At 74.7% G+C, this 24,342-nt stretch carries 18 protein-coding genes; 16 read left to right on the top strand and 2 right to left on the bottom strand.

Translation table 11 applies throughout. The annotated features are described in order from the left end of the window. On the bottom strand, nt 1–198 hold the full coding sequence (locus ACFYNX_RS06675) for a hypothetical protein (protein WP_365538344.1): 198 nt from the start codon (nt 196–198) through the stop codon (nt 1–3). A gap of 233 nt (nt 199–431) precedes the next feature. On the opposite strand from ACFYNX_RS06675, the gene ACFYNX_RS06670 reads away from it, so the two are divergent. Further along, on the top strand, nt 432–3,662 hold the full coding sequence (locus tag ACFYNX_RS06670; protein ID WP_388658407.1) for a beta-N-acetylglucosaminidase domain-containing protein: 3,231 nt from the start codon (nt 432–434) through the stop codon (nt 3,660–3,662). 52 nt (nt 3,663–3,714) lie between these two features. Here the strand turns inward: ACFYNX_RS06670 and ACFYNX_RS06665 are convergent, their stop codons facing one another. Further along, the gene (locus tag ACFYNX_RS06665) at nt 3,715–4,278 is read right to left on the bottom strand and encodes an HNH endonuclease (RefSeq protein WP_125665126.1); all 564 of its coding nucleotides are present in this window, start codon (nt 4,276–4,278) and stop codon (nt 3,715–3,717) included. 254 nt (nt 4,279–4,532) lie between these two features. Here ACFYNX_RS06665 and ACFYNX_RS06660 point away from each other — a divergent pair, with 254 nt between their 5' ends. The 15 genes from ACFYNX_RS06660 to ACFYNX_RS06590 all read left to right on the top strand — a co-directional run bounded on the left by ACFYNX_RS06660 (nt 4,533) and on the right by ACFYNX_RS06590 (nt 24,188). Then, nucleotides 4,533–5,609: a mechanosensitive ion channel family protein gene (locus tag ACFYNX_RS06660; RefSeq protein WP_388658403.1), complete on the top strand. Its 1,077-nt coding sequence runs from the start codon at nt 4,533–4,535 to the stop codon at nt 5,607–5,609. 220 nt (nt 5,610–5,829) lie between these two features. Next, nucleotides 5,830–7,044 (top strand): ROK family transcriptional regulator, encoded by a 1,215-nt coding sequence (locus ACFYNX_RS06655; RefSeq protein ID WP_365538350.1) that lies wholly within the window; start codon nt 5,830–5,832, stop codon nt 7,042–7,044. Nucleotides 7,045–7,082: 38 nt separating this feature from the next. Next, on the top strand, nt 7,083–8,429 hold the full coding sequence (locus ACFYNX_RS06650) for an ABC transporter substrate-binding protein (RefSeq protein ID WP_388658400.1): 1,347 nt from the start codon (nt 7,083–7,085) through the stop codon (nt 8,427–8,429). A 16-nt stretch (nt 8,430–8,445) separates the two neighbouring features. Beyond that, nucleotides 8,446–9,444: a carbohydrate ABC transporter permease gene (locus ACFYNX_RS06645; protein ID WP_388658397.1), complete on the top strand. Its 999-nt coding sequence runs from the start codon at nt 8,446–8,448 to the stop codon at nt 9,442–9,444. Nucleotides 9,445–9,447: 3 nt separating this feature from the next. Next, complete coding sequence (locus tag ACFYNX_RS06640) at nt 9,448–10,323, top strand: carbohydrate ABC transporter permease (RefSeq protein ID WP_365538356.1); 876 nt, start codon at nt 9,448–9,450, stop codon at nt 10,321–10,323. A 7-nt stretch (nt 10,324–10,330) separates the two neighbouring features. After that, nucleotides 10,331–11,596 (top strand): 6-phospho-beta-glucosidase, encoded by a 1,266-nt coding sequence (locus tag ACFYNX_RS06635; RefSeq protein WP_388658394.1) that lies wholly within the window; start codon nt 10,331–10,333, stop codon nt 11,594–11,596. Continuing rightward, nucleotides 11,587–12,585, top strand: a complete 999-nt coding sequence (locus ACFYNX_RS06630; protein ID WP_388658392.1) for an N-acetylglucosamine kinase — start codon at nt 11,587–11,589, stop codon at nt 12,583–12,585. Before ACFYNX_RS06635 ends, ACFYNX_RS06630 begins: the two co-directional genes overlap by 10 nt. A 334-nt stretch (nt 12,586–12,919) precedes the next feature. Then, the gene (locus ACFYNX_RS06625; RefSeq protein ID WP_388658389.1) at nt 12,920–14,362 is read left to right on the top strand and encodes a hypothetical protein; all 1,443 of its coding nucleotides are present in this window, start codon (nt 12,920–12,922) and stop codon (nt 14,360–14,362) included. Between the two features lie 11 nt (nt 14,363–14,373). After that, nucleotides 14,374–15,399: a glutamate ABC transporter substrate-binding protein gene (locus ACFYNX_RS06620; RefSeq protein ID WP_388658386.1), complete on the top strand. Its 1,026-nt coding sequence runs from the start codon at nt 14,374–14,376 to the stop codon at nt 15,397–15,399. 60 nt (nt 15,400–15,459) lie between these two features. After that, nucleotides 15,460–16,764 carry a hypothetical protein gene (locus ACFYNX_RS06615; protein WP_365538368.1) on the top strand — a complete coding sequence of 435 codons (1,305 nt, stop codon included), beginning with the start codon at nt 15,460–15,462 and terminating at the stop codon, nt 16,762–16,764. A gap of 59 nt (nt 16,765–16,823) precedes the next feature. Further along, complete coding sequence (locus ACFYNX_RS06610) at nt 16,824–19,358, top strand: tetratricopeptide repeat protein (RefSeq protein ID WP_388659738.1); 2,535 nt, start codon at nt 16,824–16,826, stop codon at nt 19,356–19,358. 2 nt (nt 19,359–19,360) lie between these two features. Further along, complete coding sequence (locus ACFYNX_RS06605) at nt 19,361–20,680, top strand: PP2C family serine/threonine-protein phosphatase (RefSeq protein ID WP_388658383.1); 1,320 nt, start codon at nt 19,361–19,363, stop codon at nt 20,678–20,680. Between the two features lie 82 nt (nt 20,681–20,762). Next, nucleotides 20,763–22,085, top strand: coding sequence for a VWA domain-containing protein (locus ACFYNX_RS06600; RefSeq protein WP_365538374.1), 1,323 nt, complete (start codon nt 20,763–20,765; stop codon nt 22,083–22,085). Between the two features lie 41 nt (nt 22,086–22,126). Then, the gene (locus ACFYNX_RS06595) at nt 22,127–23,710 is read left to right on the top strand and encodes an FHA domain-containing protein (RefSeq protein ID WP_388658380.1); all 1,584 of its coding nucleotides are present in this window, start codon (nt 22,127–22,129) and stop codon (nt 23,708–23,710) included. A 73-nt stretch (nt 23,711–23,783) separates the two neighbouring features. Then, nucleotides 23,784–24,188: a globin gene (locus ACFYNX_RS06590; RefSeq protein WP_125667084.1), complete on the top strand. Its 405-nt coding sequence runs from the start codon at nt 23,784–23,786 to the stop codon at nt 24,186–24,188. Nucleotides 24,189–24,342: the final 154 nt, after the last annotated feature.

Raw genomic sequence — 24,342 nt, 5'->3', positions numbered from 1 at the left:
TCACACTCCGGGGGACTCCGGGCCGCCCGCGTCGACGGGGGCGGTGGGTTCGCTGGTCAGAGGGGCCTCCGCGGTCAGCGGGGGCTCGCTGGTGAGGGGGGACGCGTCGGGCAGCGGCGGTTCGCTGGTGAGCGGTTCGCCGGCGGGCGCCGACTGCTGCGGAATCCGTATCCGTCCGTTGCGGGCGGTCGTGGTCACGGGGGTCTCCCGGTTCGTCTCGACAGGTGGGACCTGGACAACGACTGAGCCATACCCACCGCACCTCGTTTTACCGGCGGAAGGTGACGAAGTGACGTCACCTCGCCGACGAGCCACCGGGCAAAGCCGACACATCGGCCATGCGCATTGACACTCGCGTGCGACGGGTGGTGGGCTCGTGACCGACTCGTGACCAACCGGCGGAGCGGCCGGCCCTGCCGAAGGGAGACCCCGTGCACCTCGGGCGCAGCAGGCGCACCGCGACGGCCGTCGCCGCCGCGGTCATCGGCGGCCTCCTCGGCGGGGGCGTCCCGGGGGCGGCACAGGCGCTCCCGAGGGTGCCGGCCGCCCCCGCGGCTCCCACGCCCTCGCGGACCTCCGCGGTCCCGGCCCCTCCCGCGCCTTCACGGATCCCCGCGAACCCGAAGGCCTCCGCCTCTCCCCCGGCGGGCTCCCCGGCTTCTCCGGCGAGCGCCGCCCCCGACTCCGCGCGCGTGCCCGCCGTCTGGCCCCGGCCGCAGTCCCTGGCCGGCTCCGGGCCCTCCGTACGGCTCGGGGACGAGGTGACGCTGCTCGCGGACGCCGACGCCGATCCGTACGCCCTCGCCGCCCTGCGCGAGCTGCTGCGGGCGGCCGGGGTGCGGACCGTCCACACCGGGCTGCCCGGCCGGGGACCGGTGGTCCGGGCCGCCGGGCCCGCCGGGGAGGGCGCGGAGGAGGCGCTGACCGCCCTGGGCGTCCCCGAGCGCTTCGACCTGCCGCGCGGCGGCTACCGGCTCGCCACGGGCCGGTTCGGGGGGCGGGAGACCGTCGTCCTGGACGGGGTCGGCGAGGACGGTCTGTTCCACGCCGTGCAGACGCTGCGTCAGCTCCTCGGCTCCGACCGCGAGGTGCCCGGGGTCGTCGTCCGGGACTGGCCCGGCACGGCCGAGCGCGGCGTCACCGAGGGCTTCTACGGGAGCCCGTGGACCCGGGAACAGCGGCTCGCGCAGCTCGACTTCCTGGGCCGGACCAAGCAGAACCGCTATCTGTACGCGCCCGGGGACGACCCGTACCGCCAGCTCCAGTGGCGGGAGCCCTACCCGGCCGCGCAGCGGGCGGAGTTCCGCGCGCTCGCGGAGCGGGCCCGCGCCAACCACGTGACGCTCGGCTGGGCCGTGTCGCCCGCTCAGTCCATGTGCCTGGCCTCGTCCGCCGACGTGGCGGCGCTGACCCGGAAGCTCGACGACATGTGGGCGCTCGGGGTGCGCTCCTTCCAGCTCCAGTTCCAGGACGCCTCGTACGACGAGTGGCACTGCTCCCGGGACGCCGACGCCTTCGGGCGGGGCCCCGAGGCCGCTGCCGCCGCCCACGCGCGCGTGGCGAACACGGTCGCCCGGCACCTGGCCGAACGGCACCCGGACGGCGAGCCGCTGACGGTGATGCCGACGGAGTACTACCAGGACGGGTCGACCGCGTACCGGACGAAGCTCGCCGAGGCGCTCGACGCGGACGTGCGGGTGGCGTGGACCGGGGTCGGCGTCGTGCCGCGCACGATCACCGGCGGCGAACTGGCCGGCGCTCGGAGGGCGCTGGACCACCCGCTGGTCACCATGGACAACTACCCGGTCAACGACTACGCGCAGGACCGGCTGTTCCTCGGTCCCGCGACGGGCCGGGAGCCGGCCGTGGCCGCCGGTTCCGCCGCCTACCTCGCCCACGCCATGGAACAGGCGACCGCCTCCCGCGTGCCGCTGTTCACCACCGCCGACTACGCCTGGAACCCGAAGGGCTACCGGCCCGAGGAGTCCTGGCGGGCCGCCGTCGACGACCTCGCGGGCCCGGACCCGGCCGCCCGCGAGGCGCTGCGGGCGCTCGCCGGGAACGGTGCCTCCTCGATCCTCGCCCCGGCGGGCGAATCGGCCTATCTGAAGCCGCTCCTGGCCGCCTTCTGGGACGCCCGCGCGGGCGCGGACAAGGGTGCGCGGGAGCGGGCGGCGCGCGCGCTGCGGGACGCCTTCACCGTGATGCGCCGGGCCCCCGAACGGCTCACGGCCACCGCGGGCGGCACCTTCGACGACGAGACGGGGCCGTGGCTGGAGCAGCTCTCCCGGTACGGCCTGGCGGGCGAGCGGGCGGTCGACGTGCTGCTCGCCCAGGGGCGCGGCGACGGCGCGGCGGCCTGGCGGGCGCAACTGGAGCTCGAAGGGGCGCGGAAGGCCCTGGACACGAGCCGGGTGACGGTCGGCGCGGGGGTCCTCGACCCGTTCCTCACGCGCGTGGCGAAGGAGGCGGCGGCCTGGACCGGTACCGACCGGACCCCGGCGGCGCGGACCGAGCGGGCCCCCGGTTCGTACACCGTGCGGCTCGACCGGGCGCGGTCCGTGGAGTCCCTGACGGTGCTCGCCGAACCGGGCCCGGACGGCGGCCGCGCGGGCACGGACGCGCGCGTGGAGGCGTACGTCCCCGGTGAGGGGTGGCGCCCGCTCGGCCCGCTGTCGTCGTCGGGGTGGACGCAGACCGACCTCAAGGGGCTGCGGGCCGAGGCGCTGCGGGTCGCGTGGAGCGAGGGGGCCCCGGCCCCCGCGGTGCGCTCCCTGGTGCCGTGGTTCGCGGACGGGCCGCGCGCCGGGGTCGCCCTGGCCCGCACGGAGACGGACGCGGAGATCGGCGGCCCGGCGCAGCGGGTGGACGTGGAGCTGACGGGCCGGCGCGCGGGCGGGGTGAGCGGGCCGCTGACGGCGAGGGCCCCGAAGGGGATCGCGGTCCGGCTGCCGAAACAGGCGGCGGTGGAGCGCGGCGCCCGCACGCGCGTGCCCCTGGAGGTGTCGGTGGCGGCGGACGTGCCGGCCGGCGCGTACCGGGTGCCGGTGTCCTTCGCGGGCGAGGAGCGGGTCCTGACGGTCCGGGCCTTCCCCCGTACGGCGGGCCCCGATCTGGCGCGGACGGCGACGGCCTCCTCGTCGGGCGACGAGACCCCCGACTTCCCGGCCTCCTCGGCCGCGGACGGCGATCCCGCCACCCGCTGGTCCTCCCCGGCGGAGGACGGCGCCTGGTGGCAGCTCGAACTGCCCGCGCCGGCCCGGATAGGGCAGGTGGTGCTGCACTGGCAGGACGCGTACGCCTCCCGCTACCGCGTCCAGGTCTCGGCGGACGGCCGGGTGTGGCGCACGGCGGCGACGGTCGCGGAGGGCAGGGGCGGCCGGGAGTCGGTCCGGATGGACGCGGCGGACACGCGCTTCCTGCGGGTCCAGGGCGAGAAGCGGGCGACCCGCTTCGGCTACTCGCTCTGGTCGGTGGAGACGTACGCGGTGGCGCCGCCGGAGAAGCCGAAGACCCCGGCGGAGCCGAAGGTCCCGGAGAGGCCGAAGGCCCCCGAAGGGCCCGGGGCGGGGCGGCCGGAGAAGCCCGTGACGGCTCCGGAGGCCCCCGGAGCCCCCGGGACCGCGCCCCCGGGCGCGCCGGAGGAGCGGCCCGCCCCCTGAGGGACGTGCCGCAGGCCGTGCCGGAGGCTCCCGCGTACGCGAAAGGCCCGGTTCAACCCGTCGTGAGCGCCCCTACGGGGGTCTCCGCGACGGAGTCGATCCGGGCCATCACGTCCTCGGCGCCGTACGGCCGCAGGTACGGCAGCCAGCGCGGGTCCCGGTGGCCGGTTCCGATGATCCGCCAGGCCAGGCCGGTCGGCGGGGCCGGTGGGTGGCGCAGCCGCCATCCGAGCTCGCGCAGGTGCCGGTCGGCCTTGACGTGGTTGCAGCGACGGCAGGCGGCCACCACGTTCTCCCACGCGTGCGTGCCCCCGCGGCTGCGCGGGACCACGTGGTCGACGCTGGTCGCGACGGCCCCGCAGTACGCGCAGCGCCCGCCGTCGCGGGCGAAGAGGGCCCGGCGGGTCAAGGGAACGGGCCCCCGGTAGGGGACCCGCACGAAGCGCTTCAGCCGCACCACGCTGGGCGCGGGGACGACTTGGGTCTCGCTGTGCAGGAAGGCGCCGGACTCCTCGAGGCAGAGAGCCTTGTTCTCCAGGACGAGGACGAGTGCGCGGCGGAGCGGTACGACGCCGAGCGGCTCGTACGACGCGTTGAGGACCAGGACATGCGGCACGGATGCCTCCTATGGCGCCGGCGGCGCGTGGCTCGCGCCGGGACGAACTGCTCCCAGTCTCTCCTCATGCCTGGTCGGAGCGCCACCACGTATCGGTATCGGGGTGAGGGGCCCGGGGTGTTGTCGACCACACCGGGGGTCCCCGACCGCAACGGCATCCCCTTCTTCCTTCCCGGGTGAGGTCCGTCTCTCCCTCGAACGGGACGACGGGACCGCGTCCGGCGTCCCGTTACTGTGGATGGCCTGCGTACGCGATGCCTGGAGGTTGTCCCGTGTCCTGGTCCGCCCTGGCGGCTGCCACCGAACCCGAACCCATGCCGGTGACCCTGGACGAGGCCGCGGAGCGGGCCACCAGCGCCGCCACCTGGGTGGAGGAGAACTGGTCCACCTGGCTGAACACCGGCCTGCGCATCCTCCTGATCCTGGTCGTCGCGCTGCTCCTGCGGATGGCCGTCCGCCGGGCCCTGACGAAGCTGATCGAGCGGATGAACCGCTCGGCTCAGGCGGTGGAGGGGACGGCCCTGGGCGGTCTCCTCGTCAACACCGAGCGGCGGCGGCAGCGCTCGGAGGCCATCGGGTCGGTGCTGCGCTCGGTGGCGTCCTTCCTGATCCTGGGCACGGCGGGCCTGATGATCCTCGGCGCCTTCAAGATCGACCTGGCGCCGCTGCTGGCGTCGGCCGGTGTGGCCGGTGTGGCGATCGGTTTCGGCGCGCGGAACCTGGTGACCGACTTCCTCTCCGGCGTCTTCATGATCCTGGAGGACCAGTACGGCGTCGGCGACTCGGTCGACGCGGGCGTGGCCTCCGGCGAGGTCGTCGAGGTGGGTCTGCGGGTGACCAAGCTGCGCGGCGTGGACGGCGAGATCTGGTACGTGCGCAACGGCGAGATCAAGCGGATAGGGAACCTCAGCCAGGGCTGGGCGACGGCGGCCGTGGACGTGACGGTCCGGCCGACGGAGGACCTGGACCGGGTGCGGTCGGTGATCACCGAGGCGGCGGAGGCCATGGCCAAGGAGGAGCCGTGGAACGAGCGCCTGTGGGGTCCGGTGGAGGTCCTCGGCCTGAACGAGGTGCTGCTCGACTCGATGACGGTCCGGGTCGCGGCGAAGACGATGCCGGGCAAGGCGCTCGGCGTGGAGCGCGAGCTGCGCTGGCGGATCAAGCGGGGCCTGGACGAGGCCGGCATCCGGATCGTGGGCGGGCTCCCGGCCCCGGCTGAGGAGGCGGCGGCCGACCCGACGGCGGGCATGGCGGCCCCCTCGGTCTTCGCCAACGCGACCTCGCCGCAGTCGGCGGCGGCGACCCCGCTGCCGAAGGACCTCTCCAAGTAGGTCCCGGCGCTCTCCGGTAGACCCCCGCACTGTCCGGTGGATCCCGGCGCTATCTGTTCAAGCTCCCACCCGAGCCACCCGAAGCCCCCTCCGGCAACGATTCCGTCGCCTACGGGGGCTTCGCGCGTTCCCGGGTATTGACGGGCCGGTGACGGGCGACTTATTTTCCTTCCACTCAATAGGAAACTTTCCTAACAGTGCAAGGGCAGGTGCGCACCCCATGGCCGGTACGACTCCGGGGACCCCCGGCACGCCCCGCGTGCTGCGGGCCATGAACGACCGGGCCGCCCTGGACCTGCTCCTGGAGCACGGGCCGCTCTCGCGGACCCGGATCGGCAAGCTCACCGGGCTCTCCAAGCCGACCGCCTCCCAGTTGCTCGCCCGCCTCGAAGCGGCCGGGCTCGTCGTCGCCACCGGCACCACCGAGGGCCGCCCCGGACCGAACGCCCAGCTCTACTCGGTGAACGCGCGCGCCGCGTACGCCGCAGGCCTCGACGTCACCACCCGCCGCATCCGCGCCGCCGTCGCCGACGTCACCGGCGAGATCGTCGGCGAGGCCGAGCTGCCCACCCCCGGCCGCTCCGCCGCCGGGGTCGTCGGCCAGGTCACCGAGGCCCTCGACGGGGCCGTGAAGGCGGCCGGGATCGCCCGCGAGGACGTGCGGCGCCTGGTCATCGGCACCCCCGGCGCCTTCGACCCGGCCACCGGGCGCCTGCGGTACGCCTCCCACCTGCCCGGCTGGCACTCCCCCACCCTCCTGGAGGAGCTGGCCGCCGCCCTGCCGATGCCGTTCGAGTACGAGAACGACGTCAACCTCGTCGCCCTGGCCGAGCAGCGCCTGGGCGCCGCCCGGGGCCACTCCGACTTCGCCCTGCTCTGGAACGAGGAGGGCATCGGCGCCGCCCTCGTCCTGGGCGGGCGGCTGCACCGGGGCTTCACCGGCGGCGCCGGCGAGGTCGGCTTCATGCCCGTGCCCGGCACCCCGCTCGTGCGGCAGGTGGCCAAGGCCAACTCCGGCGGCTTCCAGGAACTCGCCGGGGTCCAGTCCGTGCCCCGGATCGCCCGCGCCCTCGGCATCGACACCCCCGAGCAGCCGTACGTGCCGGTGGCGTCCGGGCTGCTCGCGCACGCCGCCGGGGCGGCGGACGAGGACCCCCGGTACGCGGCCCTGCTCGACCGGTACGCCGAACGGGTCGCCATCGGCCTCTCCTCCGTCGTCGCGGTCCTCGACCCCGAGCTGATCGTGCTCTCCGGCGAGGTCCTCGTCTCCGGCGGCGAACCCCTGCGCGCCCGCGTGCAGTCCGCGCTCGCCGACCTGGCCGCCTCCCGGCCGCGCCTCGTCCTCGCCGCCGTGCCCCGGCGTCCCGTCCTGCGCGGGGCCCTCGAAAGCGCCCTCGCCGCCACCCGCGACGAGGTCTTCGACACGTCCCGCTGACCCCGCGTCCCCTCCGCCCCGCCCCAGGGAGAACCGTCATGCCCGTCCGCACGCGCAGAGCCGTCGCCGCGCTCGCCGCCACCGCCTCGCTCGCCCTCCTCGCCTCCGCCTGTACCGGCTCGGCGGACGACGCGGCCGCCGACGACCCGAACGCGAGGACGACCATCACCTTCTGGCACGGCTGGTCGGCGCCCGCCGAGGTCAAGGCGATCGAGGCGAACGTCGCCCGCTTCGAGAAGGCCCACCCGAACATCGAGGTGAAGCTCGTCGGCGGCATCAACGACGACAAGCTCGGCCAGGCCCTGCGCGCGGGCGGCTCGAACGGACCGGACGTCGTCTCCTCCTTCACCACGTCCAACGTCGGCAAGTTCTGCGCCTCGGGCGCCCTCGCGGACCTGAAGCCCTTCATAGAGAAGTCGAAGCTGGACCTGGACAAGACCTTCCCGAAGGTCCTCCAGGACTACACGCGGTTCGAGGGCCGGCGGTGCAGCCTGCCGCTGCTCTCCGACGCGTACGGGCTCTACTACAACAAGGACGCGTTCAGGGACGCCGGCCTGGACCCCGAGGCCCCGCCGAAGACCTGGTCCGAGTTCACCGAGGTCGCGAAGAAGCTGACCAAGCCCAAGGGCGACTCGTACGAGCGGCTCGGCTTCATGCCGACCTACCTCGGCTACGAGACGGTCGTCTCGCACTACATGTCGCAGTGGAAGCACGGCGGGTACTTCGACGCGGACGGGAAGTCGGCCGTCGCGAAGGACCCGGCGTTCGCCGCGATGATGACGTACCAGAAGTCCCTGGTGGACGCGCTGGGCGGGTTCCGGAAGCTCGACAGGTACCGCACGACCTTCGGTGACGAGTGGGGCCCCAAGCACCCCTTCCACACCGGCCAGGTCGCCATGCAGCTCGACGGCGAGTGGCGGCTGAAGTTCGCCGAGGACGCGAAGCCGGGCTTCGAGATCGGCGTCGCGCCGCTGCCGGTCGCGGACGACGAGGCGGCCGAGTACGGCAAGGGCTACCTCTCCGGCACGATCATGGGCATCGCGCCGCAGAGCCGGAAGCAGAACGCGGCCTGGGAGCTGGTGAAGTTCATGACCACGGACACCGACGCCGTGGTGGCCTTCGCCCACGACATCGGCAACGTGCCCTCCACCCTGGAGGCGCTGAAGTCCCCGAAGCTGGCGTTCGACCCGCGCTTCAAGACCTTCCTGGACATCGCCCGGCACCCCGCCTCCACCACCTCGGACGGCGCCGTCAACGGCTCCGCCTACCAGGACACCCTCCAGAAGTTCTCCCAGCGGTACGAGAAGGGCGAGGTCACGGACCTGAAGAAGGGGCTCGCCGACACCGCGGCCCAGATCGACCGCGACATCGCCGCGGCGAAGTGACGGCCGGACACCGCCCATGAGCACGGACACCCTGCCCGCGAAGGAGGCGGCCGCCCCTGCCGCCCCCTCCCCCGGGGGACGGAACACACTGCGGTCGAAGCGCCGCCGCGACGCCCTGCGCACCCTGGCGTTCCTGTCGCCCTGGCTGATCGGATTCGGCGTCTTCTTCGCCTATCCGCTCGTCTCCACCGTCTACTTCTCCTTCATGCGGTACGACGGCCTCAACCCGCCCGAGTGGCGGGGCCTCGACAACTGGTCGTACGTCTTCACCGACTTCCCGCAGTTCTGGCCGGCCCTGCGCAACACCCTCTGGCTCTGCGTCGTCATGGTCGCCTGCCGGGTCGTCTTCGGCCTCGGCACCGGCCTGCTGATCACCAAGATCAAGACGGGCGCCGGGATCTTCCGGACCCTCTTCTACCTGCCGTACCTGGCCCCGCCGGTGGCCGCCACGCTCGCCTTCGTCTTCCTGCTCAACCCCGGCACAGGACCGGTCAACGCGCTCCTGGAGGCGGTCGGCCTGCCCGCCCCCGCCTGGTTCAACGACCCGGCCTGGTCCAAACCGGCCCTCACCGCCCTCGCCGTGTGGGGCGTCGGCGACCTCATGGTCATCTTCATGGCCGCGCTGCTCGACGTGCCGAAGGAGCAGTACGAGGCCGCCGAACTGGACGGCGCCTCCCCCCGGCAGCGGTTCCGGCACATCACGCTGCCCAACATCGCGCCGATCGTCCTCTTCGCGGTGGTCACCGGGATCATCGGCGCGATGCAGTACTACACGCAGCCGATCGTGGCCTCCAAGGTCGCCTCGGGCGTGATGGGCGGCTCCGGCGTCACCTTCGTCCCCGGCTATCCGGACGACTCCACGCTCACCCTGCCGCAGCTCGTCCAGAGCCTCGGCTTCAGCCAGTTCAACTACGGCGCCTCCTGCGTGGTGGCCCTGGTGCTCTTCGTCTTCTCCATGGCCTTCACCGCGCTCCTGATGCGCCGGCGCGGCGGCCTGATCGGCTCGGGTGACTGAACCATGACGACCCTCACCGCCACCGCCCCGACCCCCGAGGGGAAGCGGGCCCGGCGCAAGGCGCTGCTGCACTGGATCGCCGTGCACGCGCTCGGCGTCGCCGCCGCCCTGTTCTTCGTGCTCCCGTTCGTCTTCGTGTTCCTGACCTCCCTGATGAGCGACCAGCAGGCGCTCACCCGGGACCTGACGCCGGACTCCTGGCACTGGGACAACTACGTCCGGGTCTTCGAGACCGAGGGCTTCCTCACCTGGTGGCGCAACTCCCTGCTGTACGCCGGGCTCGGCACCGTCCTCGTCGTGGTGTCCTCGGTCCCCGTCGCGTACGCGCTCGCCAAGTTCCGCTTCCGGGGCCGCCACCTGTCGATGCTGCTCGTCATCTCGATGATGATGCTGCCGCCGCAGGTCGTGATCATCCCCATGTACCTGTTCTGGGCGAAGCAGATGGACCTCTCCGGCACCCTGTGGCCGCTGATCGTCCCGATGGCGTTCGGGGACGCCTTCGCCGTCTTCCTGCTGCGCCAGTTCCTCCTCACGATCCCCGACGAGTACGTGGAGGCCGCCCGGATCGACGGGTGCGGCGAACTGCGCACCCTGCTCAGGATCGTGGTCCCGATGGCCAGGCCGGGGATCGCCGCCGTGGCCCTCTTCCAGTTCTTCTTCTGCTGGAACGACTACTTCGGGCCTCAGATCTACGCCTCCGAGAACCCCGGCGCCTGGACCCTGAGCTACGGCCTGGAGTCCTTCAAGGGCGCGCACCACACCGACTGGAACCTGACCATGGCCGCGACCGTCCTGGTCATGGCCCCCGTGATCCTCGTCTTCTTCTTCGCCCAGAAGGCGTTCGTCGAGGGAGTCACACTGACCGGAGTGAAGGGCTGAACCACACATGAAGCTCACTGTCGTGGGGGGCGGTTCCACCTACACCCCCGAACTGATCGACGGGTTCGCGCGGCTGCGCGACACCCTGCCGGTCACCGAACTCGTCCTCGTCGACCCGGCCGCCGACCGGCTCGACCTGGTCGGCGGACTCGCCCGGCGGATCTTCGCCAAACAGGGGCACGACGGGCGGATCACCACCACCTCCGACCTCGACGCCGGGGTCGAGGGCGCCGACGCCGTCCTGCTCCAGTTGCGGGTCGGCGGGCAGGCCGCCCGCGAGAAGGACGAGACCTGGCCGCTGGAGTGCGGCTGCGTCGGCCAGGAGACCACCGGCGCCGGCGGCCTCGCCAAGGCGCTGCGCACGGTCCCGGTGGTCCTGGACATCGCCGAGCGGGTCCGGCGCACCAACCCGGACGCCTGGATCATCGACTTCACCAACCCCGTCGGCATCGTGACGCGGGCCCTGCTCCAGGCCGGGCACAGGGCCGTCGGCCTGTGCAACGTGGCCATCGGCTTCCAGCGCAAGTTCGCCACGCTCCTGGACGTGGCCCCGGCGGACGTGCACCTGGACCACGTCGGGCTCAACCACCTGACGTGGGAGCGGGCGGTACGGATCGGGGGCCCCGGCGGCGAGAACGTGCTGCCCCGGCTCCTCGCCGAGCACGGCGACGCGATCGCGGACGACCTGCGGCTGCCGCGCCCGGTCCTGGACCGGCTCGGCGTCGTCCCCTCGTACTACCTGCGCTACTTCTACGCGCACGACGAGGTGGTGCGGGAGCTGGGCGAGAAGCCCTCGCGGGCCGCCGAGGTCGCCGCGATGGAGAAGGAGCTCCTGGGGATGTACGGGGACCCGGCGCTCGACGAGAAGCCGGCCCTGCTCGCCAAGCGCGGCGGCGCCTTCTACTCGGAGGCGGCCGTGGACCTGGCGGCCGCCCTCCTGGGCGGGGGCGGTTCGCCGCACCAGGTGGTGAACACGTACAACAACGGCACGCTGCCGTTCCTGCCGGACGACGCCGTGATCGAGACGCAGGCGGCGGTCGGTCCGGAGGGCGCGGCGCCGCTGCCGGTCGCGCCGGTGGACCCGCTGTACGCCGGTCTGGTCGCGAACGTGACGGCCTACGAGGACCTGGCCCTGGAGGCGGCGCTGCGCGGCGGCCGGGACCGGGTCTTCAAGGCGCTGCTCGCGCACCCGCTGATCGGGCAGTACGCGTACGCCGACGGGCTCACGGACCGGCTGATCGCGCACAACCGGGAGCACCTCGCGTGGGCGTGAACGGGTCCCTCCCCGCGGCGGGCGCGGGGACGCTCCTCGCGGTCGACGCGGGGAACAGCAAGACCGACGTCGCGGTCCTCTCCGGGGACGGTCACGTCCTCGGGGCGGCCCGGGGCGGCGGGTTCCAGCCCCCGCTGGTGGGGGTGGCGACGGCGGTGGACGGGCTCGCGGAGACCGTGGCGCGGGCGTGCGCCGACGCCGGGGTGCCGGTGGAGTTCGCGCACGTCACGGCCTGTCTCGCCAACGCCGACCTGCCCGTGGAGGAGGCCGCGCTCCGGGACGAGGTGCTCTCCCGGGGCTGGAGCCGGTCCGTGCGGGTGCACAACGACACCTTCGCCGTCCTGCGGGCCGGGGTCGACGGGCCCCGGGGCGTGGCGGTGGTGTGCGGGGCCGGGATCAACTGCGTCGGGATGACCCCGGACGGACGGACCGCCCGCTTCCCCGCGATCGGGAAGATCTCCGGGGACTGGGGCGGTGGCGGCGGCATGGCCGACGAGGCCCTGTGGTGCGCGGCGCGCGGCGAGGACGGGCGCGGCGAGCCGACCGGGCTGTCGCGGGCGCTGCCCGCGCACTTCGGCCTGGAGACGATGTACGCGCTGATCGAGGCCCTGCACCTGGGCCGGATCCCGATGGAGCGGCGGCACGAACTGACGCCCGTGCTCTTCCGGGTGAGCGCGGCGGGCGATCCGGTCGCCCTGTCGCTCGTGCACCGGCTGGCGGAGGAGGTCGTGGCCATGGCGTCGGTGGCGCTCGGGCGGCTGGGGCTGCTGGACGAACCGGCGCCGGTGCTGCTCGGCGGCAGCGTGCTGGCCGCGCGCCACCCGCAGTTGGAGGAACGCGTCCGGGCGCTCCTGGCGGCGCGGGCGCCGAAGGCGGCGGTCGGCTTCGTGACGGCGCCGCCGGTCCTCGGGGCGGGGCTCCTCGCCCTGGACGAGACGGCGGCACCGGTGACGGCGGCGGCGCATCTGCGGGAGCACTACGGGGTGTGAACGGGCCCGGGTGCGCTCCGGGGCGTGAGGGGCGCGGGTGCGGGGCGTCCTCGTCGGTCCGGCGGGGGCGCCCCGCACGCATGTTCACCTGTTCGAGCGACGCCCGGACCGGAACCGATCCCGGACCGGGGACGTATTCAAGGTGAGGGCGTTCTCCCGCGGACACGTGGGGGGCATGGGGCACGATAGGAGCCGTCAGGAACAAGATCCAGTCAATCCCGGTGTGCGGAAGGGCCCGTGCGGCCATACTGCTCGCCGGGGTGGTCCACCACCGGAGCCGGTCCGCCGGCGCTCCGGGGCGGACCGTCCTGTCAGCGACCGAGGGGGAGGTCAAGTGACACAGCAGCCGAACCCGCCGGCCGGACCGGCGGCGCGGAGCACGGGCCCGGCGCCCGCGCGCCCGGTCGGCGTGCCCGCGCAGCCGACGCCGGTGCGGCCGTCGCCGACGCTGCCCGCCGGACCGCCCGCGGGGCGCGGGGCCTGGGCCGTGGGGCGGGAACGGCTGCGGACGGCCACGACGACCGAGCCCGGCCGGCTCCAGATCCTCGGGGCCGTACTGGCGCTGCTCGTCGTCGCGTTCGGGGCCGTCACCGCCCTGGAGGTCACCGGCCGGGCCTCCGCCGCCGACGACGTCGTGGGCCGCAGCCAGCCGCTGAGCGCCGACGCCGCCGCCCTCTACCGCTCCCTCGCGGACGCCGACACCACCGCCGCCGGCGGGTTCCTCGCCGGCACCCTGGAACCGGCCGCGTCGCGCGAGCGGTACGCGAAGGACGTCGCCACCGCCTCCCGGCTCCTGGTCAAGGCCGCGGCGAACACGGACGGTTCGCCGGAGGCGGTCCGCGAGATCACCGTCCTGGGCGAGCAGCTCCCGCGCTACACGGGCCTGGTGGAGCGCGCCCGGGCCGCCAACCGGCAGGGCCTGCCGCTGGGCGGCGCCTATCTGCGGTACGCCAACCAGCAGATGACCACCGTCCTGCTGCCCGCCGCCGAGCGGCTGTACGCGGCGGAGACGGAGCGGCTCCACCGGGACGACGACGCGGCCCGCGCCCGGCCCTACGCCTCGCTCGCGCTCGGCCTGGTCGCCCTCGCCGCCCTCGGCTGGGCCCAGCACCGCACCTACGCCCGCACCCACCGGGTCTTCAACCACGGACTGCTCGCCGCCACCGCCGCCACCGCCGCCGTCCTGCTCTGGCTGCTCGCCGCGCACACCGTCGCCCGGACCGAGCTGGACAACGCCCGGGCGCACGGGCAGGAGTCCCTCCAGGTCCTCAACACGGCCCGGATCAGCTCGCTCACCGCCCGCGCCAACGAGAACCTGACCGTGGTCGCCCGGGGCGCCGTCCTCACCGAGGACGGCAAGGGCGACAAGTACGAGGCCGACTACACGGCGAGCATGGGCGCCCTGACGGAGGCGCTCGCCTCGGCGCGGGAGCTCGCCGACGACGACGCGGGCCGGGACCCGGTCGAGGAGTCCGCCGCCCGCACGGGCGAGTGGCGGCAGCGCCACAAGGAGGCGCGGGCCGAGGACGACGCCGGCGACTACGAGGGCGCGCTCGACCGGATCGTCGGCGCGAAGGGGTCCACCGGGCAGTCCTTCGACCAGGTCGACGCGGCCCTGGAGCGGGCCCTCGCGCACGAGCAGGCCGAGTTCACCCGCTCCGCCGGGGACGCCCGGGGCGCCCTGACGGGGCTGCCCCCGGGCGCGGCGGTCCTCGGGATCCTGGGGGCGGCGGGCGCCGTGCTCGGCGTCAACCGCAGACTGTCGGAGTACCGGTGAGAGGGGGAGGGATGTCCGAGGGCACGGAGCCGCTGGTGTGGCGGGCGGCGCGGCGGCTGCGCGGCTGGGGCGGGGTGGCGGCCATGGCCGTCGCCTGCGGGCTCACCGCCTCGCTCACCCTGCTCCCGCTGGCCCGGGAGGAGGGCGGCGCGGCGGCCGCGCCCGGCACGGGCGGCGGCGTCGGCGTCGGCGTCCAGGTCAAGGCGGACACCTGCCGGAACCCGGAGGCCTCCCTCACGCCCTCCACGGAGGACGGCCCGGCGATCCGCGCCGTCAAGGAGCGCGGGAAGCTGATCGTCGGCGTCGACCAGTCCAGCTACCGCTGGGGCTACCGGAACCCGGAGAAGGGCGTCCTGGAGGGGTTCGACATCGCCCTCGCCCGGGCCGTCGCCAAGGGCGTCCTCGGCGACGAGAACGCCGTGATCTTCCGCGCGATCCCCACCAACCAGCGGATCGCCGCCCTGGACAGCGGCAAGGTCGACCTCGTCGTGCGCACCATGACGATCAACTGCAAGCGGATCGAGCAGGTCGCCTTCTCCACCGCCTACTTCCAGGCCGGGCAGCAGGTCCTGGCGCCCAAGCGCTCCGACATCACCGGCTACGACCCCTCGCTGCGCGGCAAGCGGGTCTGCACCGCCGAGGGCTCCACGGCCCACGAGGCCCTGGAGGAGAACTCCTTCGGCGCCGTCTTCGAGGACGAGGGCGACGGCACCAAGGACGACAAGGACCTGCTGACCGTCCCCAACCAACTGGACTGCCTGGCCCGGCTCCAGTTGGGCGAGGTGGACGCCGTCGTCACCGACAACGCCCTCGCGGCCGGCCAGGCCGCCCAGGACCCGGCGGTCGAGCTGAAGGGGAAGCCGTTCACGAAGGAGTACTACGGGGTGGCGGCCAAGCTGGGCAACGACGACCTGGTGCGCCGGGTCAACCACGTCCTGGTGGGGTACCGGCAGGGCCCCTGGCAGGCGGCGTACAGACAGTGGCTGGAGAAGGACCTGCCCGGGATATCCGGGCCGCCCGCTCCCCTGTACAAGTAGCCGCCGCGTGCGGCCCCTGCACATCAAGAGTCCTTGTACACATGGCGGAAGAGGTGACCGATGGGCGTCACGGGACCCCCTGGGCCGGTGATGGACCGGGACGAGGTGGACCGTGCGCTGGCGCGGCTCGGCGCCGAGCACAAGGCGGTCGAGGACTCGCTCCTCGCGCTCCAGGACCACGCGGGCCGCAGGCTCCTCGAAGGGGCCGAGCTGACCGGCACGACGCGGGAGCGCTGGGCGGTGGCCGAGCGGACCATCACCCTGCTCTGGACCTGCTTCGACGTGTACACCGACGCCCTGCGGGGGGCCCGTGAGGTGCGGGCGCGGCGCCGCTGGCCCGGCCGGGAGGAGCTGGTGGAGCTGACCGACCGGCTGCGCGGCGAGAGCGTCCTCGTGCCGGGCGGCGCGGGGGAGGAGGCGCTGCTGTCCGAGCGCTTCACCCTGGAGGGCCTGGTCCGGCGGATGAACGAGCTGTACGCCTCCTCGCTCGACCTGGTGGTCACCGCCGACGCCGTCTGGTCGGCGCTGCCCGCCCGGATAGACCTGCTCGCCGCCGAGCTGGGCCGGACGCGGTCCCTCGCGCACTCGGTGGGCGTGCGGCCGGGCGAGCACCCGGCCGGGGACGAGCTGGAGGAGATCACGGCCGAGCTGGGCCTGCTGCGCTCCCAGGTGATCACGGACCCGCTGGCCTTCTGGCGCCCGGCGGCGGGGAGTTCGGCGCCCGGCGGGGGCCGCCCCGACACCGAACGGTACGACCGGGCCGCGCTGGCCCTGGAGGACGTGCGGCGCGAGATCGAGGCCGTCCTCGCGGTCCGGCAGGACTCCGAGGACCGGCTGCTCCGCCTGCGGGACGTGCTGTCGCGGGCGGACCGGACGCTCGCCGAGGCGCGGTCCGCGCGCGGCGAGGTCCTCGCGAAGATCGCCGCCTCCGAGGTGCCGGCCGTCAGCGGGCCGCCGACGGCGCTCCAGGAGCGGCTCGTGGCCGCCGCCGAGTACCGCAGGCACGCCCAGTGGCACCGGCTCTCCCCGCTCCTGGACTCCCTGGAGCGGGAGGCGGAGGACGAACTGCTGCGGGCCCGCGAGTCGTTGACGGCGGTCACCGCGCCGCTCGCGGTCCGGGCGGAGCTGCGCGGCCGGCTCGACGCGTACAGGGCGAAGGTGGCGCGGCTCGGCGCGGCGGAGGACCCGCTCCTGATCGAGCGGTACGACACGGCCCGGCGGATGCTGTGGAGCGCGCCCTGCGACCTGCGGGTCGCGGAGGAGGCGGTGCTGCGCTACCAGCGGGCGGCGGCCGAGGTGCTGTCCGCCCCCGGGGGCGCGGAGGGCGCGGGGAACGCGGAAGGCGCGGGAGGACGGCAGTGGTGAGCGGGGAGACGGGCGTGGGGAGCTGCCAGCGTCCCTCGTGCGAGGGCTCGTACGAGGACATGGGGGGCGGCGAGCTGTACTGCGACACCTGCGGGCTCGCGCCGGTCGTCGCGCCCGGCGGGATGATCGGCTCGTCGCCGACCGGGGTGGCCGTGCCCGGCCGGTCCTCCCGCACGGGGACGGGGACGGGCGGGGCGGACTCCGCCTCCTCGCGGAGCGGTTCGCGGGCCTCCTCGCGCACCTCGTCCCGCTCCTCGACCTCGCGCCGGTCGGTCTCGGGCCGGCTGTCGCGCTCGCTCTCCGGTCGGTCCACGGGCCGCTCGGTGTCGGTGCGCAGCTCGGGCACGTCGAGCGGGCAGTCCGCCCGGAACCGGCTCGGCGCGGGCCTGGTCTCGGTCCCGGAGGTGCCGCGCCCCGACCCGCGGGGCGCGGTGATGGAGAACCCCGAGGTCCCCGAGCGCAAGCGGTTCTGCTCCCGCTCCGACTGCGGGGCCCCGGTGGGCCGCGCGCGGGGCGACCGGCCGGGCCGCACGGAGGGCTTCTGCACGAGCTGCGGGCACCCGTACTCCTTCGTGCCGAAGCTGCGCGCCGGGGACATCGTCCACGGCCAGTACGAGGTGGCGGGCTGTCTCGCGCACGGCGGCCTGGGCTGGGTCTACCTCGCCGTCGACCGGGCCGTCTCGGACCGCTGGGTCGTCCTCAAGGGCCTGCTCGACACCGGCGACCAGGACGCCATGGCGGCGGCGATCTCCGAGCGCCGCTTCCTCGCCGAGATCGAGCACTCCAACATCGTCCGGATCTACAACTTCGTCGAGCACCTCGACCAGCGGACCGGCTCCCTGGACGGCTACATCGTCATGGAGTACGTCGGCGGCAAGTCGCTCAAGGAGATCGCCAACGGGCGGCGGACGCCCGAGGGCCGACGCGACCCGCTGCCGGTGGAGCAGGCCTGCGCGTACGGGATCGAGGCCCTGGAGGCGCTCGGGCACCTGCACAGCCGGAACCTGCTGTACTGCGACTTCAAGGTCGACAACGCCATACAGACCGAGGACCAGTTGAAGCTCATCGACATGGGCGCGGTCCGGCGGATGGACGACGACGAGTCGGCGATCTACGGCACGGTCGGCTACCAGGCGCCGGAGGTGGCCGAGGTCGGCCCCTCGGTGGCCAGCGACCTGTACACGGTGGCGCGCACGCTCGCCGTGATGACCTTCGACTTCCAGGGCTACACGAACGTCTTCGCGGACTCGCTGCCCGACCCGGAGAACATCGCGGTCTTCCGGACGTACGAGTCGTTCTACCGCTTCCTGGTCCGCGCCACCGACCCGGACCCGGCGCGCCGGTTCGCCTCCGCGCAGGAGATGGCCGAGCAGTTGACGGGCGTGCTGCGGGAGGTGGTGGCGGTCCAGTCGGGGCGGCCGCGGCCGGCGCTGTCGACGCTGTTCGGCACGGAGGTGCGGGTCACGGACACGGAGCTGTTCGCCGAACCGACCGAGGACGTGTCCCTGTTGGGGGCCCGGAGGGGCGTGAGGGGCGGGAGGGGCCGGAAGGCGCTGCCCGGACCGGCTCCCGTCCCCGCCGGTGCGGCGGCGGGGCCGGGAGCCGGGCCGGGGCCGGGAGTCGGGCCTGTGACGGGGTTCGGGCCGGGGGCCGGGCTCGGGGGGCTGCTCGCGCCGCTCGACACGCCCGCCACCGCGCTCGCGCTGCCCGTGCCGCACGTCTCCCCCGCCGACCCCAACGCCGGTTTCCTCGCCGGTCTGGCCGCCGCCGCGCCGGGCGAGCTGCTCGGGGCGCTCCAGGCCGCGCCCGCGCCCTCGGTCGAGCTGCGGCTCCGCACCCTGCGGGCCCGACTGGAGCTGCGGGACCTGCCGGCCGCCGCCCGGACCCTCGCCGGTCTGGAGGAGCGGGACCCGGACGACTGGCGGGTCGTCTGGTACCGGGGCGTGACCTCGCTGGTGACCGGGGACCACGAGCACGCGGCGCTCGCCTTCGACGCGGTGTACGACGCCTTCCCGGGCGAGCCGGCGCCGAAGCTGGCCCTGGGGATCTGCGCCGAGGTCCTCGGCCAGCTCGACAACGCCGCCGAGTACTACCGCCTGGTGTGGACGACCGACCCCGGCTTCGTCAGCGCGGCCTTCGGCCTCGCCCGGGTGCGGCTCGCGACGGGCGACCGCGCCGGAGCCGTACGGGCCCTGGAGTCCGTGCCCGAGGCGTCGATCCACTACACGGCGGCCCGGGTCGCGGCCGTGCGGGCGCGGCTGCGCCGGCGCCTCCCGTCCGAGCCGCTCGGCGCCGACCTGACGGCGGCCGCCGCGCAGGTCTCGGCGCTCCAGGGCTTCGGTCTGGACGCGGTGCGCCGGGAGCGGTTGTCGACCGAGGTCCTCGGAACGGCCCTGGACTGGGTACTCTCCGGGAGTCCCGGTGCGGCACCGGGCGGCGGCGCGCTGCTGCTCGGGAGCGAACTGGACGAGCGCGGACTGCGCTTCGGCCTCGAACGCGCGTACCGGGTGCTGGCCCGGCTCGCCCAGCAGGGCGGGGAAAGGATCGAACTGGTGGAGCGTGCCAACCGCTTCCGCCCCCGGACGTGGGTGTGAGGATGTCCCAGAAGCCGAAGCCGTCGCACGGACTCGCCGCGTGCCCGGGCTGCGCGGAGCCGCTGGAGTCGGGTGACCGGTTCTGCGGCGCGTGCGGCTACGACCTGTCGGCCGCGCCGGCCGCCGAGACCGGCCCCGACCGCCCGACCGTGGCGATCGGCACCCCGGTGAACTGGCCGGACGCCCCGCCCCGCGAGCCCGGTTCGCTCTCGACCATGACCCAGCACCCCGGCGACCTGCCGGGCACCGACTCGGGCGGCCACGACCTGCCGGCGCCCGGCGCCCCCGCCGCCGGGGACTTCGAGCTGGCCGCCCCCGACCCCCGGGCCGCCGTACGGGTCGACGAGCCGGGCCCGGCCCCCGCGCCCGTACCGGCACCGGCCCGGGGCCCGGCCCCGGATCCGGCGGCGCCCGCCGCCGGGCTCTGCGTGGCCTGCCGGGCCGGGCGGGTGGACACCGACGGGTACTGCGAGAACTGCGGGCACGCGCAGCCCCGCGAGCGCGACCACATGGAGCGGGAACTCGGCGGCGTGGCCGCCGTCAGCGACCGGGGGCTGCGCCACCACCGCAACGAGGACGCGTTCGCCGTCTCCTCGGCCACCCTGCCCGACGGTTCCCCCGCCACCCTCGCCGTCGTCTGCGACGGCGTCTCCTCGGCGACCCGGCCCGACGAGGCCTCCGCCGCCGCCGCGGAGGCGGCCGGTGCCGCGCTGTGCGCCGCGCTGCCGCGGGGCACGCACCCGCAGCAGGCGATGCACGAGGCGATCGTCGCCGCCTCCGAGGCCGTCAACTCCCTCGCGGAGCCGGCCGGGGAGGGCGATCCCCACCGCAACGCGCCCGCGTGCACCATCGTCGGCTCCGTCGTCGCGGACGGCCTGCTCGTCGTGGGCTGGGTCGGCGACAGCCGCGCCTACTGGGTGCCGGACGACCGCGCCACCCCGGCCGCCCGGCTCACCGAGGACGACTCGTGGGCCGCGCAGATGGTCGCGGCGGGCCTGATGAGCGAGGCCGAGGCGTACGCGGACGAGCGCGCCCACGCGATCACCGGCTGGCTCGGCGCCGACGCGTACGAACTGGATCCGCACACGGTCGCGTTCAAGCCGGACCGCTCCGGCGTGGTGGTGGTCTGCACGGACGGCCTGTGGAACTACGCGGAGGGCCCCGAGGACATGGCCCGGGTCGTCCCGCCCGACGCGGCGGACCGCCCGCTGCACAGTGCCCGGGTGCTCGTCGGGCACGCCCTGGACGGCGGGGGCCACGACAACATCACGGTCGCGCTCGTCCCGTTCGCCGTTCCCCCGCAAGGGGCGGGATCGGCCTGAGCGGTCGCCGGTCCCGTCCCTCCACCCTCCCCCGTTGCCTTGTCGCCGTTGTCCCGTCGCCGTTGCCCGAGGAGCCGAACTGATGGCGAACTTCTCCAAGCCGACCGTGCCCCGGTTCTCGGTGGACGTGTACCAGAACGAGTTCCTGCCGGAGGGCGGCCGGGACGTCAGCGCGATCGTCACGGTCACCTCGACCGGGGGCGGCACCCTCGGCGCGGGCGCGGGCGGCCACGGTGCGGCCGGTGTCGTGATCATGGTCGACTGCTCCGGCTCGATGGACTACCCGGCCACCAAGATGCGCGGGGCGCGGGAGGCGACCGCCGCCGCCGTCGACACCCTGCGCGACGGCACGTCCTTCGCCGTGGTCGCCGGCACGCACGTGGCGAAGGAGGTCTACCCGGGGAACGGGCGGCTCGCCGTCGCCGACGCCCGCACCCGGGCCGAGGCCAGGGAGGCGCTGCGCCGGCTCTCCGCGAGCGGCGGCACGGCGATCGGCACCTGGCTGCGCCTCGCGGACCGGCTGCTCTCCTCCGCCGACCTCACCATCCGGCACGGCATCCTGCTCACCGACGGCCGCAACGAGCACGAGTCCCCGGAGGAGCTGCGGGCCGCGCTCGACGCCTGCGCGGGCCGGTTCACCTGCGACGCGCGCGGGGTCGGCACCGACTGGGAGGTCAAGGAGGTCACCGGGATCGCCTCGGCGCTCCTCGGCACCGCCGACATCGTCGCCGACCCGGCAGGTCTCGCGGCCGACTTCACGGCGATGATGGAGCAGGCGATGGGCAAGGGCGTGGCCGACGTCGCGCTGCGCCTGTGGACCCCGGTCGGGGTGGAGATCGCGTTCGTGAAGCAGGTGGCGCCGACGGTCGAGGACCTCACCGGGCGGCGCACGGAGGCGGGGCCGCGCGCCGGGGACTACCCGACGGGCTCGTGGGGCGACGAGTCCCGCGACTACCACGTGAGCGTGCGGGTCCCGCGGGCCGCGGTCGGCCAGGAGATGCTCGCCGCCCGGGTCTCCCTGATCGCCCCGGACCCGGCGGGCGGCGACGCGCGCCCGCTGTCTCAAGGGCTGGTACGGGCGGTGTGGACGGACGACCTGGCGATGTCGACGGCGATCAACGCGCAGGTGGCGCACTACACGGGCCAGGCCGAGCTGGCGGACGCCATCCAGGAGGGCCTGGATGCCCGCAAATCGGGCGATCACGACGGCGCGACGGCCAAACTGGGACGTGCCGTGCAGCTCGCGGCGGCCTCCGGCAACGCGGATACGGCGAAACTGCTTTCGAAGGTGGTCGACGTGGTCGACGCGGTGGCGGGTACTGTGCGTTTGAAGGCGAAGGTCGCCGAAGCGGACGAGATGACACTCGAGACCCGCTCCACGAAGACCGTTCGCGTCAAGAGGTAGCCCGGCCACCGGGCCGGACGACGAGAGGGGGAAGCACCGACATGCCGACCTGCCCGAACGGACACCAGTCGGTCTCCGACGACTGGTGCGAGGTCTGCGGCCATCGCATGGCCGGGGCGGGTGCGCCGACGGGTGCCGTACCGCCGCCTCCCCCGCCGCCGCCCCCCGCGTACGGATACCCCGGCCCCGGTGGGCCGGGCGGTCCCGGTGGCCCCGGTGGCCCCGGTCAGCCTCCGGCGGGCCCTCCGCCGGGCGCGCCCGGCGGCCCGGGTCCGTACGGCGGCCCCGGTGCTCCCGGCGGCCCGAACGGTCCGGGCGGCCCTGGTGCTCACGGCGGTCCTGGTACTCACGGTGCTCCTGGCGGCCCGGGTCCGTACGGCGGTCCGGGCGGTCCCGGTGCTTACGGCGATCCCGGTGATCACGGGGGTCCGGGTCCGTACGGCGGACCGAACGGTCCTGGTGCCCACGGCGGCCCCGGCGCGCCCGGCGGTCCGGGCCCGGGTCCGTACGGCGCTCCCAACAGCCCCGGCGGACCGAACGGTCCGGACGGTCCCGGTGGGCCGAACCGTCCCCCCGCCCCCGGCGGCTTCGGGTCCGGTGGCGATCCGAACGCCACCGCCCAGGCGGAGCTGTGCCCGCAGTGCCGGACGCCGCGCGAGCACATGGCGCCCTTCTGCGAGGAGTGCCGCTGGAACTTCCTCACGAACACGGCGACCTCGTACACACCGGTGGCCCCGTCCAGCCTCCCGCCGCGGCAGCCCGGTCCGCCGCCCGGCCTGAACCTGCCGCCGGGCTTCCGCACCCCGCCGCCGGGCGCCCCGCAGCAGCAGGACCCGTTCGGATACCAGGGTTCGCGGCCCTCGCAGGTGAACCGGCCCGCGGAACCGCTCGGCGCCGAGCCCACCCACCACCAGGCCCCGCCGCAGCAGCAGCGTCCGCAGGAGCAGCCGCACCAGCCGCCCCGGCCTCCGCAGCCGTCCCCGCAGCAGGCGCCGCAGCAGGCCCCGCCCCCGTACCTCCAGGCGCCCGCCCAGGCCCCGGCGCCGCCCGTGCCGCCGCAGCCGCGCGCGGACGACGACTGGCTCCTGCCGCCGCCGTCGCAGCACCAGCCGCCGCAGGCGCCCCCGCAGCACCAGGGTCCGCCTCCGCAGCAGCAACAACAGCACCAGGCACCCCAGCCGCCCCCGCAGCAGTTCCAGCCGCAGCCGCCGCAGGCGCCCCGGAGCTGGAGCGCGGTCGTCGGTCCCGACCGCGCGTACTTCATGGCGATGATGCAGCGCAGCGGTCCGGAGGCCACGGGCCTGAACCTGCCCGCGTACTCCCCGGACAAGCACCTGCCGCTCCAGGGCAACCAGATCTCCATCGGCCGCCGCCGGCACTCCACCGGCGAGTCCCCCGACATCGACCTGTCGGTGCCGCCGGAGGACCCGGGCGTCTCGCACCAGCACGCGGTCCTGGTGCAGCAGCCGGACGGCTCGTGGGCGGTGGTGGACCAGAACTCCACCAACGGCACCACGGTCAACGGCGGCGAGGAGCCGATCCAGCCCTACGTCCCCGTCCAGCTCCAGGACGGCGACCGGGTGCACGTCGGCGCCTGGACCACGATCACGATCCGCCAGGACTGAGCCCGCGAAGGGGCCGGGGGCCGGGGGTCCTAGACCTCCGGTCCTCGGCCGGGGCATCTGAGACGATGGAGCGGTGAGCGAGATTCCCGGGGACACCACACAGGAGCGGACCTTCTACGAGCAGGTCGGCGGCGAGGAGACGTTCCGCCGTCTCGTCCACCGCTTCTACGAGGGCGTCGCGGAGGACCCGCTGCTGCGCCCGATGTACCCCGAGGAGGACCTCGGCCCCGCCGAGGAGCGCTTCGCCCTCTTCCTGATCCAGTACTGGGGCGGGCCCCGCACCTACAGCGACCGCCGGGGCCACCCCCGCCTGCGGATGCGCCACGCCCCGTTCGCCGTGGACCGGGCCGCCCACGACGCCTGGCTCCGCCACATGCGGACCGCCCTGGACGAGCTGGACCTCGCCCCCGCGTACGAGGCGGAGCTGTGGCGGTACTTCACCTACGCCGCCGCCTCGATGGTGAACACGGCGGGCTGACCCCCCTCTCCGCCTGGAGGGACGCATTCCGGAGCCCGGACACCGGATAACGGTCACGATCGGGTCAAGGTGCGCACGCAAGCGGTTTCCAGCCGTGCGTGCACTCTGAAAGCATCCGGAAGGAGTTTCGGGGGCGTTCGGAAAGCGTTCGACG

This window comes from Streptomyces sp. NPDC007872, assembly GCF_042868165.1.
Classification (GTDB): domain Bacteria; phylum Actinomycetota; class Actinomycetes; order Streptomycetales; family Streptomycetaceae; genus Streptomyces.
This window is presented reverse-complemented; position numbering and strand designations above follow the sequence as displayed.